The 13,498-nt window shown below is 45.7% G+C and carries 23 protein-coding genes and 3 pseudogenes; 20 read left to right on the top strand and 6 right to left on the bottom strand.

Annotation, left to right across the window (positions count from 1 at the left end; genetic code table 11):
• The first annotated feature begins 106 nt into the window (after positions 1–106).
• From AC3WTF_RS06340 to AC3WTF_RS06330, 3 genes are all read left to right on the top strand, one after another.
• Positions 107–1,243 (top strand): Rap family tetratricopeptide repeat protein, encoded by a 1,137-nt coding sequence (locus AC3WTF_RS06340; RefSeq protein WP_087920760.1) that lies wholly within the window; start codon positions 107–109, stop codon positions 1,241–1,243.
• Positions 1,233–1,367 (top strand): PhrA family phosphatase inhibitor, encoded by a 135-nt coding sequence (locus tag AC3WTF_RS06335; protein ID WP_003154881.1) that lies wholly within the window; start codon positions 1,233–1,235, stop codon positions 1,365–1,367. The genes AC3WTF_RS06340 and AC3WTF_RS06335 overlap by 11 nt, the downstream gene beginning before the upstream one ends.
• 142 nt (positions 1,368–1,509) lie before the next feature.
• Positions 1,510–2,463 carry an N-acetylmuramoyl-L-alanine amidase gene (locus tag AC3WTF_RS06330; protein WP_047935635.1) on the top strand — a complete coding sequence of 318 codons (954 nt, stop codon included), beginning with the start codon at positions 1,510–1,512 and terminating at the stop codon, positions 2,461–2,463.
• Positions 2,464–2,500: 37 nt separating this feature from the next.
• Here AC3WTF_RS06330 and AC3WTF_RS06325 read toward each other — a convergent pair whose 3' ends face one another.
• The gene (locus AC3WTF_RS06325; RefSeq protein ID WP_007610770.1) at positions 2,501–2,878 is read right to left on the bottom strand and encodes a PH domain-containing protein; all 378 of its coding nucleotides are present in this window, start codon (positions 2,876–2,878) and stop codon (positions 2,501–2,503) included.
• A 109-nt stretch (positions 2,879–2,987) separates the two neighbouring features.
• On the opposite strand from AC3WTF_RS06325, the gene AC3WTF_RS06320 reads away from it, so the two are divergent.
• Together AC3WTF_RS06320 and AC3WTF_RS06315 are read left to right on the top strand one after the other, a co-directional pair.
• Positions 2,988–3,593: a poly-gamma-glutamate hydrolase family protein gene (locus tag AC3WTF_RS06320; protein WP_085341917.1), complete on the top strand. Its 606-nt coding sequence runs from the start codon at positions 2,988–2,990 to the stop codon at positions 3,591–3,593.
• Entirely contained in the window at positions 3,583–3,753 is a 171-nt protein-coding gene (locus AC3WTF_RS06315; protein ID WP_007407287.1) for a hypothetical protein, read from the top strand. Before AC3WTF_RS06320 ends, AC3WTF_RS06315 begins: the two co-directional genes overlap by 11 nt.
• Here the strand turns inward: AC3WTF_RS06315 and AC3WTF_RS06310 are convergent.
• Together AC3WTF_RS06310 and xre are read right to left on the bottom strand one after the other, a co-directional pair.
• Positions 3,750–4,340 (bottom strand): ImmA/IrrE family metallo-endopeptidase, encoded by a 591-nt coding sequence (locus AC3WTF_RS06310; RefSeq protein ID WP_007407286.1) that lies wholly within the window; start codon positions 4,338–4,340, stop codon positions 3,750–3,752. The two genes, AC3WTF_RS06315 and AC3WTF_RS06310, sit on opposite strands and share 4 nt — an antisense overlap.
• Positions 4,341–4,488: 148 nt before the next feature.
• On the bottom strand, positions 4,489–4,827 hold the full coding sequence (xre, locus tag AC3WTF_RS06305) for an HTH-type transcriptional regulator Xre (protein ID WP_003154871.1): 339 nt from the start codon (positions 4,825–4,827) through the stop codon (positions 4,489–4,491).
• Between the two features lie 190 nt (positions 4,828–5,017).
• On the opposite strand from xre, the gene AC3WTF_RS06300 reads away from it, so the two are divergent.
• The 15 genes and pseudogenes from AC3WTF_RS06300 to AC3WTF_RS06230 all read left to right on the top strand — a co-directional run bounded on the left by AC3WTF_RS06300 (position 5,018) and on the right by AC3WTF_RS06230 (position 12,226).
• Complete coding sequence (locus tag AC3WTF_RS06300) at positions 5,018–5,197, top strand: YjzJ family protein (RefSeq protein WP_007407285.1); 180 nt, start codon at positions 5,018–5,020, stop codon at positions 5,195–5,197.
• Positions 5,187–6,004: pseudogene (locus AC3WTF_RS06295) on the top strand (phage portal protein). Before AC3WTF_RS06300 ends, AC3WTF_RS06295 begins: the two are co-directional and overlap by 11 nt.
• Positions 5,904–6,704 (top strand): ATP-binding protein, encoded by an 801-nt coding sequence (locus AC3WTF_RS06290; protein WP_007407283.1) that lies wholly within the window; start codon positions 5,904–5,906, stop codon positions 6,702–6,704. The pseudogene AC3WTF_RS06295 and the gene AC3WTF_RS06290 overlap by 101 nt, the downstream one beginning before the upstream one ends.
• Complete coding sequence (locus AC3WTF_RS06285) at positions 6,704–6,871, top strand: hypothetical protein (RefSeq protein ID WP_003154863.1); 168 nt, start codon at positions 6,704–6,706, stop codon at positions 6,869–6,871. Before AC3WTF_RS06290 ends, AC3WTF_RS06285 begins: the two co-directional genes overlap by 1 nt.
• A gap of 97 nt (positions 6,872–6,968) precedes the next feature.
• Entirely contained in the window at positions 6,969–7,310 is a 342-nt protein-coding gene (locus AC3WTF_RS06280; RefSeq protein WP_007407281.1) for an XkdD/Y8K6 family phage-associated protein, read from the top strand.
• Entirely contained in the window at positions 7,300–7,503 is a 204-nt protein-coding gene (locus AC3WTF_RS06275) for an XtrA/YqaO family protein (protein WP_007407280.1), read from the top strand. The genes AC3WTF_RS06280 and AC3WTF_RS06275 overlap by 11 nt, the downstream gene beginning before the upstream one ends.
• Before the next feature lie 113 nt (positions 7,504–7,616).
• On the top strand, positions 7,617–8,129 hold the full coding sequence (locus AC3WTF_RS06270) for a sigma-70 family RNA polymerase sigma factor (protein WP_007407279.1): 513 nt from the start codon (positions 7,617–7,619) through the stop codon (positions 8,127–8,129).
• Positions 8,130–8,241: 112 nt separating this feature from the next.
• Positions 8,242–8,475, top strand: a pseudogene (locus AC3WTF_RS06265) (terminase); the annotation flags it as partial.
• Positions 8,467–9,339: pseudogene (locus AC3WTF_RS06260) on the top strand (XkdV family phage structural protein); the annotation flags it as partial. The pseudogenes AC3WTF_RS06265 and AC3WTF_RS06260, both read left to right, overlap by 9 nt.
• Positions 9,340–9,351: 12 nt before the next feature.
• Positions 9,352–9,723 carry a YomQ N-terminal domain-containing protein gene (locus AC3WTF_RS06255; protein WP_007407260.1) on the top strand — a complete coding sequence of 124 codons (372 nt, stop codon included), beginning with the start codon at positions 9,352–9,354 and terminating at the stop codon, positions 9,721–9,723.
• A 4-nt stretch (positions 9,724–9,727) separates the two neighbouring features.
• Entirely contained in the window at positions 9,728–9,925 is a 198-nt protein-coding gene (locus AC3WTF_RS06250; RefSeq protein WP_012117366.1) for an XkdX family protein, read from the top strand.
• A gap of 55 nt (positions 9,926–9,980) precedes the next feature.
• On the top strand, positions 9,981–10,742 hold the full coding sequence (locus AC3WTF_RS06245; RefSeq protein WP_039062952.1) for a hypothetical protein: 762 nt from the start codon (positions 9,981–9,983) through the stop codon (positions 10,740–10,742).
• 51 nt (positions 10,743–10,793) lie between these two features.
• A complete protein-coding gene (locus tag AC3WTF_RS06240) occupies positions 10,794–11,057 on the top strand; it encodes a hemolysin XhlA family protein (protein WP_003154815.1) in 264 nt (87 codons plus the stop codon).
• Positions 11,058–11,070: 13 nt separating this feature from the next.
• Positions 11,071–11,334 carry a phage holin gene (locus tag AC3WTF_RS06235; protein ID WP_003154813.1) on the top strand — a complete coding sequence of 88 codons (264 nt, stop codon included), beginning with the start codon at positions 11,071–11,073 and terminating at the stop codon, positions 11,332–11,334.
• 13 nt (positions 11,335–11,347) lie between these two features.
• Positions 11,348–12,226 carry an N-acetylmuramoyl-L-alanine amidase gene (locus AC3WTF_RS06230; protein ID WP_492314212.1) on the top strand — a complete coding sequence of 293 codons (879 nt, stop codon included), beginning with the start codon at positions 11,348–11,350 and terminating at the stop codon, positions 12,224–12,226.
• 34 nt (positions 12,227–12,260) lie between these two features.
• On the opposite strand, the gene AC3WTF_RS06225 is transcribed toward AC3WTF_RS06230, so the two are convergent.
• The 3 genes from AC3WTF_RS06225 to AC3WTF_RS06215 form a co-directional block, all read right to left on the bottom strand.
• Positions 12,261–12,386 (bottom strand): hypothetical protein, encoded by a 126-nt coding sequence (locus AC3WTF_RS06225; RefSeq protein ID WP_023356844.1) that lies wholly within the window; start codon positions 12,384–12,386, stop codon positions 12,261–12,263.
• A gap of 96 nt (positions 12,387–12,482) precedes the next feature.
• Positions 12,483–12,653, bottom strand: coding sequence for a type II toxin-antitoxin system SpoIISB family antitoxin (locus tag AC3WTF_RS06220; RefSeq protein WP_003154807.1), 171 nt, complete (start codon positions 12,651–12,653; stop codon positions 12,483–12,485).
• Positions 12,654–13,400 carry a type II toxin-antitoxin system SpoIISA family toxin gene (locus AC3WTF_RS06215; protein WP_032866111.1) on the bottom strand — a complete coding sequence of 249 codons (747 nt, stop codon included), beginning with the start codon at positions 13,398–13,400 and terminating at the stop codon, positions 12,654–12,656.
• Positions 13,401–13,498: the final 98 nt, after the last annotated feature.

The following is a 13,498-nucleotide window of genomic DNA, read 5'->3' as shown; positions in this document are numbered from 1 at the left end:
TTGCGGATATCCGAAATTCGACAATTGCGGTCTTTTTGCGTTCTTCTTTTTCTAGCAAATATGATAAAATATGACATATCTCGGTCATTCCAAAAGGGGGGATTTATTGAGGATGAAGCAGACTATTCCGTCCTCTTTTGTCGGGCTCAAAATTAATGAATGGTATACCCATATCCGGCAGTTTCACGTTCTTGAGGCGGAGCGCGTCAAACGTGAAGTAGAGAGAGAGATCGAGGATATGGAAGAAGATCAGGATCTGCTGCTGTATTATTCATTAATGGAATTCAGACACCGTGTCATGCTGGATTACATCAAGCCCTTAAAAGAGGACCCTTCTCAGCCTGAGTTTTCAGAATTATTGGAAGACATTGAAGGCAACCAGTATAAACTGACAGGACTGCTTGATTACTACTTTAATTTTTTTCGAGGAATGTACGAATTTAAACAGAAAATGTTCCTAAACGCCATGATGTATTACAAACGGGCTGAAAAAAACCTTGCACTCGTTTCTGATGACATCGAGAAAGCTGAGTTTGCTTTTAAAATGGCCGAGATATTTTACAACCTGAAACAAACCTACGTCTCCATGAGTTATGCCGTTCAAGCCCTTGAAACGTACCAATCGTATGAGACGTACAACGTCCGCAGAATCCAATGTGAATTCGTTATTGCAGGGAATTATGATGACATGCAGTATCCAGAAAGAGCATTGCCCCACTTAGAACTTGCTTTAGATCTTGCAAAACAAGAAGGCAATCCCCGTCTTATCAGTTCAGCCTTATATAATCTCGGAAACTGTTACGAAAAAATGGGAGACCTCTCTAAAGCAGCCGAATATTTTGAGACATCCGTTTCCATTTGCAGGTCAGAAAAGTTCGATAATCTTCCGCATTCTATTTACTCATTAACACAGGTTCTCTATAAACAGAACACTACAGCCGAAGCAGAGAAGCAATACCGTCTCGGGCTCAGTATCGCCCGCGAATACAATGATGAATTGTTTGTGAATCTGTTTCAATTTTTACATGCGTTATACGGCAAGGAAATGGATAACGCATCCGTCAGGCACACGTTTGATTTTCTGGAAGAACACATGCTGTATCCGTATGTGGAAGAATTGGCGCATGATGCTGCCAAATTTTACATGAAACACGGACAGCCTGAAAAAGCGCTCACGTTTTATGAAAAAATGGTGCACGCCCAAAAACAAATCCAGAGAGGAGATTGTCTATATGAAATCTAAACTGTTGTCAGGATTGCTGCTTGTTGCTGTCGGGTTCAGCTTTACACAGGTGATCGGCCATGAAAGCCATTTGGAAAACCAAGCGGACGGCACATTCCATATTGCCGCGCGCAACCAAACATAACATAAAGACCCTTCTGTGGAAGGGTCTTATTTTTTGCATGCGTATCCATTCCATTTTTATCCGAATGCAGGGTCTATATGCTCAAGTTATCTGTCCTACGAATGCCACCTATTGATGAAAAAGGCATAAGGAGAGATGAAGAGTGGGGATTGAAGTGAAAAAACTGCTCGTATCGGCTGATAAATATGCGTTAAAATGTCCGAATCCGATGACGCCGGAGTATATTACCATTCATAACACGGCAAACGACGCATCCGCCGCTAATGAAATCAGCTATATGACGGGAAACAGCGAATCAACGAGCTATCATTTTGCGGTTGATGACAAAGAAGTGATCCAGGGAATTCCGTTGGACCGGAATGCCTGGCATTCGGGAGACGGCACGAACGGTACCGGAAACCGAAAGTCGATTGCTATAGAAATCTGTTACAGTAAGTCAGGCGGCGAACGGTACAGAGCCGCAGAAGAACTGGCGATTGCGTTTGCGGCGCAGCTTTTGAAAGAACGGGGCTGGGGGATTGACAGAATCAGAAAGCATCAGGACTGGAACGGAAAGTACTGCCCGCACCGCATATTGTCTGAAGGCCGCTGGGATGAAGTGAAGGCGAAGATTGAAAAGAAATTAAGCGGAAGTATGCCGGCGAAAAAAGCCTCTATTTCTTCTTCCGCGTCTGAATACCATGTGAAAAAAGGCGACACCTTATCGGAAATCGCCGCATCGCACGGTGTCAGCGTAAAATCGCTGCAAAGCATCAACCATATCACAGATCCGAATCACATTACAGTCGGACAAGTGATCAAGCTCGCTCAGACGGGTTCTTCTTCAAAAAGTCAGGCTGTGTCTTCCTATCCGCTTCCATCCGGTGTGATCAAAGTGACGAAACCGCTGACGAAAGGGACAAACGTAAAACAAGTGCAAAACGCTTTATCCGCTCTTTATTTTTATCCCGATAAAGGAGCAAAAAATCATGGGGCGGACGGCGTTTACGGTCCGAAAACGGCAAATGCTGTAAAACGTTTTCAATCCGTCAGCGGGTTAACGGCAGACGGAATTTACGGCCCGAAAACGAAGGCGAAAATTGAAGAAAAACTGTAATCAATAAAACGGAAGCTCCCCGGGCTTCCGTTTCTTCTTACATACAAACTGCGGCAAGGGCCTTTTGAATATCATAAATGCTTTCATCTTTTTTAAACTGCTTTGAGACAGCGGGAAGTTCCGCGCCTGAAATCCAAATTTTCAGCTCTGAATCAAGGTCAAAGCGGCCGGCGGTTTCTACGCTGAATCTGGAAATGCTCTTGTACGGAATGGATTGAATCTCCGTTTTCTTCCCCGTGAGTCCCTGTTTATCAACAAGAATAAGACGCTTATCCGTAAAGACAATGATATCTCGGACAAGCTTAAATGCGGCGTTGACATTCTCACCTTCCAGCAGAATACGAGCCAGTTCTGCTTTTGCTTCAGCCGTCGATATTGTCGACGCATTGCCCAGCAATCCATTGATGAACCCCATGATATATCCCCCCTGATACGTATTCTATCAAATCATACTATAAAAAGGTTTCCATTCCCAGATGAGTAGAGTAAACTGGTGCTGACTGGAAAAGGAGAGCATGCTACACATGAAAGATAGATATGACAATTTCGCAGCCCTTTCTGCTACTGAATCGGAATACAGAATTATTTATGAAGAAAAAGAGGGAAGTAAATGTATCGTCCTCGCTCCCCACGGCGGCAGGATTGAGCCGGGTGTCAGTGAGCTGGTGCGGGCATTTTCTGACCAAAGCTCAATTTATTTATTTGAAGGAACGAAGCGGTGCGATAACCGTTCTCTCCATTTGACAAGCACACGCTTTGACGAACCCCTGGCTTTAGAAAAAGTGACCGCCCATCATTACGGATTGGCTTTTCATGGGTATCATGATCTGAAAAAGGCAAATACACTCGTCGGGGGCGCGGATCTGGAAAAAGCAAGACTGATTTGTGATCTGCTGCGTGAAGCGGGGTTTGATGCCGAGCTGACAGAGAAGAATGATCGGCTGGCAGGTGTAAATCCCCGCAACATTGTCAATCGGACAAAAAGGAAAATGGGGCTGCAATTGGAAGTGAGCACGGCGCAGAGACACGCGCTGTTCAGCAATTTTGGCTGCCGGGGAGAAAAATATACGCCAACCGATCTGTTTTTTCGGTATGTAGAAGCCGTGAAGGCCGGTTTTTATGATAAATGAACAGGGGGCCCGTTCTTATATTTACTGGAGCTGCTATGCGGCGCAAGAAGTGCGTGGCGGGCAGCACGGTGAGAACAGCGTCATGATGCAAAAACCTTTCCTGCGATGTGAAAATGATGACATTCTGCCGGCTGCGTTCCAAGCCGCGGAGAATCGCTAATTTTCAATAAAATACGGCGTTTTTTCTTCAGCGGCATGCAAGTGTGTCTGTCCGCTTTCATAATACACATTCGGCCGCTTGTCGGATAACAGACAAGCGAGCCGCTTCTGAAATTGAATACCTGCTTTACGCCGTTCAAACAGCTCGAGTCTTTTTTCCGCAAATGATGCCGTCACCCGGAAAGCGGCTGCGATTAAAATAACGGCATGGCTTCTCCGTTGGGGAAGCTCCATGTTTAACAGCATAAAGGTCGGCACACAGAAGTGGTACATAAAATGGTTGGCCTGAAATTCCTGCAGTTCCCTGAACAGCTTGTTCATATGAAAATGGTTGCCGGTATGCTTCAGCACATGGCACAGTTCGTGCGCAAAATCCTGCCATTGCTCTTCGGGTGACTTTCTTTGATTCAGGACGATGCTGTACATGCCGTCCCGCTTCAGCATCATACTGTGCGTATCTTCAAAATGAATCCAAATGTCAAGCTCCTTGGCAATCATCTGCATATCAATATGGAGAGGGGCGGTCATTCCCATGCGGCAATATAAGTTTTTGACGTATTCCTCAAGATGTGTTAAAAAATCGCCCAATTGAATACACCCTTTCGAACATATGTTCTTTTTTAAGCGAGAAAGAAAAGCCCTGATCGGACTTTGAATCAATTCCCTTTTCTTTTAAAAATAAACATTCAGCTTTTATATCGGCTGAACGTTAAGCAATTTAAAGGAAAAGAGCGGATTATTTATGTTTCGGCCTGCGGTTTTTCTCTTTTTCTTTTAAATAATTAATGAATTCAATGGCCTGCTGCTTGCTTTCCGGGGAAAAGTCCTGCATGTCCCGATATGCGATCTGCAGGTCGGGATCGGCAAACATGTCTTCATCTGAAGGTTCTTTTCCGGTTAACAAATAATCAGTCGACACTTTGAAATAATCCGCAAGCTTTTGCAGCGTGTCATAATCGGGTTCAGATCGGCCGTTTTCATAATGAGAATATCTGGCGCGTGAGACACCGATATGATTTGCGACTTCTTCCTGCGTTTTCTTTCCTCTGAGACTCTTTAATCTTCCGCCTATCATCCGAATGACCTCTCTTTTTTCAACACCCTAAGTTACTTATGATTATAGATACAAAATGTATCAAAATAAAGAGATGATAAAAAAAGTATCAAAAAGGTCTTGATGATACGAAATGTATCGTATATAATCAACATCATAAGGATACAAAATGTATCAATATACGATAAAAAATTGATCAGGAGGGTGAGAGATGCAGCCGATAATCATCCGTTTCAGCAGCAATCCGGCTGACCAGAGATGTTTAGGAAAAGCAGGCGGTTCGATATCTTTTACCGCTTGCGGACTTCCGGTATTCCGATTTGATAACCGATTGCAGTATGAACGCTATATAGGTCTGAAGACAAACGGAGACGTTCCTTATGAGTCGTAAAAGCTACCCGTTTTTCATCTATTCCGGATTATTGAATTCAGAACATTATGACACGCCATTTGGCTGTTTTTATGGTTCATCAGCTCAACGACAAAGGAACACGTAAAAGACGGTGTAAAGTGGGGGATCGTCCTTGGTCATAAGCCCGTAAAAGCAAGAGAGATGGCCGATGTATTTGCCGTCAGCGAAAAAACCGTCAGACGGTGGCTTGAGGTTTTGGAACAGCATGAATATATCAAAACCGTCCGCGCCCCTTACGGACTCATCGTCTCCGTAAAGCACTCGAAAAGATTCACGCCGAAAAAGACATTGACCCGCCCGGAAGCAACTGACCGGACAATATCGGCGGATCACCGGGACAAAAATGTCCGGAGAGAAATAGATATAACAAAAAATCATACTGCTGAAGAAGCGATTAACGACATTGCCGCCCATTTTATCAGATTAAGGTCTGCACAGGAGGGGCGGAGCGTATACCCGTCGCCCCGGGATTATCAGGCCATCGCCCGTATTGTTTCCCTCGGTGCGTCAGCACAAGAAGCAATCAAATGGCTCGGCGAATGCTTTACCGCTTTTGAACAGCGGCGCACATCTTCAGCTGAAACGATCAAGGCTTTCAGCTATTGCGCCAAGTATATGGAAGACCGCTTGAATGCACGAATTGCGGGAAGGACAATCACAACAAAAAAAGAGAGGAATACGATACATGACAAAACGAACGATCGAGCAGATACTGGCCGACCTGAAAAACGGAAAACGTCCATTACTGGCGGACAGACCGGAAGAATCAGACGAAAGCCGCTTTGACTGTCCGCTCTGTAAAGATCAGGGCGGTTATCTCAAAAACCAGCTGGGAATGGATGTGTGGGTTAAGTGCCGCTGCGCCGCCGAACGAAAAGCAGAGCGCATTCTCAGCGCAAGTGAGATTACAGGCGCCTTTCGGAAGCTGGATTTCAAAGGATTTATCACGCGGGGCAAGCCTCAGGCAGTCGTCGACGCATACGAGTGCGCCCTTGAATATGTTGAAAACTTCGACAAGATTAAAAACTGCCGGAAAAACAGCATTGCCCTTTTAGGGCGTCCGGGGTCGGGAAAAACCCATCTTTTGACCGCTCTCAGCAATTATGTCATGAGACAGATGCAGACACCCGTGCTGTATTTTCCTTTTGTGGAGGGCTTTACGGATTTAAAAAATGATTTTGATCTGCTTGATGCAAAGCTTGGCCGTATGAAACAGGCGGATGTGCTTTTTATTGACGATCTGTTCAAACCGCTGAACGGAAAACCCCGGGCGACCGATTGGCAGATTGAACAAATGTACGCCGTCGTGAATTACCGCTATTTAAATCATAAGCCGGTTCTTATCTCGAGCGAGCTGGCCTGTGACAGACTGGTGCAGGTTGATGAAGCCTTGGGCACAAGAATTTATGAGATGTGCAGCGATTATTTAGTCATCATTAATGGCAATTCATTTGACGTAAACCACAGATTAGAGGGGGCGAGATAATGTGTAAGCTGTGCGGGCCGAAGAAGGTCATTGTGACGGAAACGGGTTTCGGCGCTGTCTTTCACCCTTGCCCGAACTGCAAAACAGGCACTGATTTAACGCCGGTCATTAAACGTCTTGAGCGAATGGTTCAAGACGCAAAAGCGAGGCTTGATGCACGTGTATAAATATATTAAATGGCTTTTTTGCCTGCTGTTCAGGGCGAAACGGATAGAAAAGCAAATTGAAGCATGGCATGAGGCTGATGGAAAGTGAGGATAACCATTGCAAGAAAAACACAGCCCCGCTCCATGGCGGGCCGTACACAGCGGAAAAGAAAAACCCATTTACATTTATTCCGCTTACAGCGAAGCGGATAAAGAGAAGTTCCCTTATTCAAACGGAAGGCTCATCGCGGCCGTTTTCAACTTAAGTTCATACTCTCAGCAGATCAACGCGGCATTGATGGCAAAGGCTCCGGAACTTTTTGAGGCGGCCGAAACGGCTCTCCGCCTGCTCCGGGGAGAAAGTTCTGAAGAAAAAGAAGCGTTCATAAATGAGCTCGGAAGCCTCATACATGAAGTAAACATCCTGAAAAAAACGGAGGACGTAAAACATGAATCCTAAAAAACTGACTGACATTGAACATACAACATTACAAAGCCAGCTGGAAGAAGGCAAGGTTCGGGTGATTATTGTAGACGGACTGAAGAAGGAAGCATGGCTCGCCGAAGCGCCGGAGCACGGCAAAACGCTTGTCGAAACGCGAAAAGGGGATCTGGCCCGGGTCGAATATGAAATCGGCTTTAAATTGAATTAATCGAAAAAAACAGAATACGTCCAAGACGGAAAGCCTGCGGACACTGATCAATCGCGTACATGCTGCGCATTGGTTGGTGTCCTTTTTTTGTTCCGAAAAAGAGGAGGATCTGCATGGAAGACTTACTATTTGAATATAAACGCACGCTGAAAGAGACGAAAAAGTGGTACAAGCAGCTGGAGGAAGCCGATGAAACGGTGCTTACTTCAGAAGAACTGAAAGATAAAAAAATCATCAGAACGATCATTACAGATGTGGAATATGTCATCGAATGGCTTGAAAAAGGCCGGCAGCCCGGCATAAGAAGAGCGATAGACCGCAGAGACGCTTATCAGAGAATGCTGATTAAAGATCCGAGAATCATAGAAACCTATTCGCAGGCGCTGATGTTTGAACCTTCCGGGAATGTGACTGAAGAAGACAGAATCAGACTGCGGGACGCATTAGCCGTTTTAACGGATAGAGAAAAAGAAATGCTGCTGCTCCACAAAGCGGAATGCTTTTCATATGAACGGATCGCCGCCTTGCTGAATGTAAAGAAATCAACCGTACAGACGACGGTCAAACGGGCGCTTCTGAAAATACAAAAACAGCAGGAACAAAGAAATCAATCGCCTGCTTCATAAGTTGTCATACGTTTGCCACCTAGAAGTGAACAGACGATCACAAAAAGCGGCCCGATTAGAAGCCGCTTTTTATTATAGACAATCATGTCGGAGGTGGCGGTGATGCCGTAGCATGAAAAACGCAAAAAGAAAACAGGCATTTACAATCTATCAGTCTCATAAAGGCCGCATCACAAATCGCGCCCTTGCCGGCAAATCAGGCGTATCCGCAAGAACGATCGGCAGATGGAAAAAAGAAGGGCGCTGGGACGAGGCGCTTCATAAGAACGCGGAAAGCGGCGGAAAAAACAACCCGGGCGAAGGTGATGAGTTAAACGAACGCCAGCGGCTGTTTTCTGCGGAATACGGACAATTAATTGTAATGCAAAGAACCCGCGGAGCATCACCGACGTTTGTCCAAATGTTTATAGACACAGTAACCGCCGGAAATCCCATATACGTCCGAAGTTTCAGCACTAAAGGCGTATGGTCGGAATGGAGCCAAAGAGAAACAGATGCAGGCTCTCAAGCAAAAGTAGACGCTCACGCCAATAAAAAAGACATCCATGTCACACAGGCGGATAAAAATATCTGGAACGGCGCACAGCTTTCGAAAATAACAAACGATAACGGCGGCTATCTTCTTACAATTGGTGATGATGATAACTTTCTTGAAAAAATCGTTAAAAACGGCAGGGCGTTCGGCACCTTTTATTCAACCGGCAAAGCGGCAAACAGTCCGAGCAACGCTTCGACCCGCGGCATGTTTCATTTTACCTCTCTTGACAGTGAGGGAAAGGGAACGTTTGGGTATGTCATTGCCGTCGATTATAAAAATAATATGTTCACGAACTATTTGGATTTGAACTTGGGCTGGCAGGGCTGGCGTCGCCTCGTTACTGAACTTGATACTGAGAATGTACCTTGGATCAATGTTCCTTATAAAAATGGCGCTAAATCAGGAGACAGGCCGCTTCAATACCGCAAAGTGGGAAACACCCTTCACCTGAACGGACACGTTCTTACGGACAGAGAAGTGGTATTCGGGAGTGTGCCATCCTCTTGTGCGCCGGCCAAAGGCGTTGTGACGATGGTTGCAGCCAGCGGCACCACCGGTTACAGCAAATTTATTATTTATTCTAATGGAGATATGAAGCTGACGGGAATTATGGCCAATATAGAAAATAACGTGAACGGTTATTATATTGACCTTGTTTTGGCACTCACGTAAAGGAGCGAGAATATGAAATTAATATTTCCGTATGACAATGACAACATTTATACAGGCACTCCGGTTGAGCTTTATCCGGATTCTGAGACAGGAGATTATATGATGCCTCCTAACGCTGCGGACTTTCCGCCGGAAATAAACGGCGAAGGCATGTGGCGCCCATTTTTTGATGAAGAGAAACAAGAATGGGTGGAAACGGCTGACGAAGCATATAAAGACAGCTTAAAAAAAGATACGGCTCCCGATTCAAACCAGCTTGCAGGCCTCGGCGGACAGCTGGCGAATGAGAAATTGGCCAGAAAAGCAGCCGAACAAGCGCAGCAGTCACTCGGCAGGCAATTAGCGTCTTTAAAATTAGAATTATTAAACGTAAAAGGAGAATGAAAAAATGAAGAGACTTAACTTTTGGGTTTACGCTTTGTTTTATAAGTGGGCCACAATAGAAATGGTAAAACAAGCTATGGGCTATGATGACTGCTCTGCCGAAGATCTGGCTGAAGGTGTGGCCGCGAAGTATATCACGCCTGAGGAATTTCAAGAAATAACAGGTGAAACATACGAAAACTATAAAAATGCTGTGTCATAAGCCAAATGGCTTTTTTATTTGTCATTTTTAATAAATGAGAAAAGGAGGACGGCCGATGAAAAAGCATTCATTTGAATTTCCCGCCGATCAACTTGGCAGACCCGGCGCCGTAAAAGCTTATCGCGGTAACAAAAACGATTATGTCACACCGGTTGCTGATTTGTCCGGAATGGCAGAGCTTCTTACCAATACGCCGCTAGAAGCGATAGAAGTATACAGCCAATTCGGACAAGACCGTTTAGGAGCCGTCTTAATAGACAGAGCACAGGGGTGGGCTTATTCGGACCGCAGCGGAACTCTTTTTATCGAAGAGAGCGAGGATAACAATTCGTGGACGGCTTCACATTCTGTCGCAGTCAAAGGCGGAGTGCTGACCGCTTCGGGGTGGGTCTTCCTGACAAAACGATATTACCGGTTCCGTTTTGAAAACGGAAATCAAAAGCAGTCCGAATTTGTTTTATACCAATCTGTCGGTACGGGCGGTGATATGGCGTTTTCATATACAGACGTGATTTTTCATGAAAATGCAGCAGAGGCGGGCGAGGGAAGCATCTTCTCGGCGGGCGCTTGGAAAAAACTTCTCGTCGAAATCACCGGCACGGCTGAGTCGGGCCATGTCGCGTTTTGGGGGAGATCCATCTCGGGAAAAAATGTGCCGATCAGAGGAATCAGGTCTGATGACGGGACATCAGCCGCCGGTACGTCAGGCACAGAAGAAGTGTGGTCATTTGATATTGCCGGCTTTAAGGAAATCGTCATGGAAATCCAGAGCATTTCCGGCGGGAGCCTTTCTGTCAAAGGCACGGCATTTTCGTAAGAATGAAGCTTCCGAAGGGAGGTGAGAACAATGTAAGAGGGGGGAGCGGAAGTGCTTCTGGATGAACAAGCGGTGCAAAAAGAATTCGCAGGCATCAAAGGTGAACAAAAGGTGCTTGAACAGCGGGTAGCCGCATTAGAGCGGGTATCCGACCGGCAGGATCAGCAAATCATGACGCTGAATGAAAAACTGAACAAAATTGACGAAAACACAACATGGATTAAGCGGACCATTACAGGAGCGATCGTGACAGCAATCTGCACGGGCGTCATTGGCGGAGCCATCGCCATCATGTACAATCTGCTGCAAAAGTAAGGGGGAAACCGATATGAAATTCGCGGACAAAGGCACGGTCGTCAGGACGGTGCTTCTTTTGCTTGCTTTATTGAATCAAACTTTGCTGATGTTCGGCAAATCGCCGCTGAATATTCAGGAGGACCAGGTCAGCCAGCTTGCAGATACGCTGTATGCCGCCGGGTCGGCCGTTTTTACAATCATAACGACTGCCGCTGCCTGGTTTAAAAACAATTACGTTACAGCAAAAGGGAAAAAACAGCAGGCTTTATTAAAAATAAACAATTTATCGAAATAGGAGAGATGAGAATATGGTAAAAATCACACAGGATTTTATCCCGGCAGGAAACAATAACCGTCCAGGCTATGCAATGACACCGATTTACATTACGGTGCACAATACAGCCAATACCGCAGTCGGAGCTAACGCCAAAAGTCACGCAAGCTATGTGAAAAATCCCGATACACCGACAAGCTGGCATTTCACAGTCGATGATACGGAAATTTATCAGCATCTTCCGCTGAACGAAAACGGCTGGCATGCCGGTGACGGAAACGGGGACGGCAACCGTAAATCCATTGGTATTGAAATTTGTGAAAACGCAGACGGCAACTTTTCACAGGCCGTGGCAAACGCCCAATGGCTCATCCGCACATTAATGACCTCGCACGGCATCCCGCTTGCAAATGTCGTTGCGCACAAGCATTGGTCAGGAAAGCTTTGTCCGAGAAGACTGTTGGATACATGGGATGAGTTTAAAGCGGGAATCGGTTCTGGGGAAAGACAGACGTATACCGTCCAAAAAGGAGATACGCTGTCGGCGATCGCGCGGAAATTCGGCGTCAGCGTGGCCGATCTGCAGAAGTGGAATAACATCGCTGACCCGAACCTGATTAAAGTCGGACAAGTACTGATCGTCAGCCCGCCGGTTGAAGCACTGTATTCTCTTCCGAACGAGGTGATTCAGCTGACAGAGCCGTACACGTCCGGCGAAAAGGTATACCAGGTGCAAAACGCGCTCGCCGCGCTTTATTTCTATCCTGAAAAAGGAGCTGTCAATAACGGAATTGACGGTATCTACGGTCCGAAAACCGCAGATGCCGTGGCCCGCTTCCAATCTGTAAACGGACTGACGTCTGACGGCGTCTACGGCCCCGCTGTAAAAGCGAAAATTCTGATGCAGCTTTAACAAAAAAGGCTGAGTCCCGTTCACATTGCGGGATTCAGCCTTTTTTCTTTTTTAACCGGTTCAATAGCCTGAGATTCCTCGCCCGCATCCTCAGCGAATAAGCGGAAAGCCCGAAGCGTCCGTAATCCACAAACTTTACGCGCCTGACAATTTTCTTCACATCATCACCTGTCGCATCTCTTTGTTGGTTTTATTATATGAAAGATAAGGAAAAAAGGAATAAGGACAAGAGCCGTGTCTCCTGTCCTTAGTGTAATCAAGCTTTTTTTTGTTTATACTTGTCAATCAGCCGCTCGTTTTCTTTGAAAATTCTGGCGGTATGAGGGCTGACCTGGTAACTTGCGATACTTGTCATTGAACGTTTTTTAAACATTTTGAACGGTTTCGCTCTTTGTTCCGGCTGCCCGTTTTGAAATGCCTGCTCCATTTAACCGTCACCTTCCTCTTCTATTGGCAGCATTAAATCATAAATGCTCGTTAGCGATGTGAAAAGCAAATAATCGAATTCCGTCAACAGGTTTTCCGACGTGAGTTTGATCACGTAATGGCGGTTCTGGACTGTAAACGGAATAAGCACAAGCCTGCCTTTTTGATCATAGTAGACGTCTTTACGGTTAAGACGGGACTGAACGTCCGCCGCATCAGGCATATGCTCCGTCAAGCGGTCCTTATCCGATTGTGCGGAATAGTCGCACAAGGAAGCCGTGACATTCATTTTTTCGGCATAAGCGGCCAGCAGTCTGCTGATGCCTTCCGCATAAGCTTCTGTACTTCCATAATATACATGGATCGGTTCATTTTTCAACAGATATTGATAGGTTTTCAGTTTTTCAAGATAGGAGTGAAGCATTTCGTTATTTTCTTCTAAAATTTCCCGCGTATCCGTCTCTAATTCATTGCCGGCGAGCTTTTTGATATACGCGCTCAAAAAGATAAACGCATCAATAAGGGCAAAGCAGACGGCAACAATCAAATATTGTCTCCATGCGGCAAAGAGCGATTCAGGATCATATGTCCAATAGACCATGGAGCCCAGTACAAATAGTAAATACCACGTTTTACGGATGGCAAACATTTTTTCTTTTACCTTTGCCTCATACCGCCAGGATGCGTACACATATAAAATGAGTGCGGCCGCCATCGTCCACACCATAATCTGAAAAAACATAAGCATGAGCATCCCTCACAATTTGAAAAATGGTCTGCTATGTTCATTCTATGTCATGACATCATTTTCCTGTCACAAAAAAACCGCTTCTGTAAAGAAGCGGA

The organism is Bacillus sp. EB106-06-01-XG163, assembly GCF_058791615.1.
The sequence above is the reverse complement of the archived record's forward strand: the minus strand, read 5'-3'. Positions and strand labels throughout refer to the sequence as shown.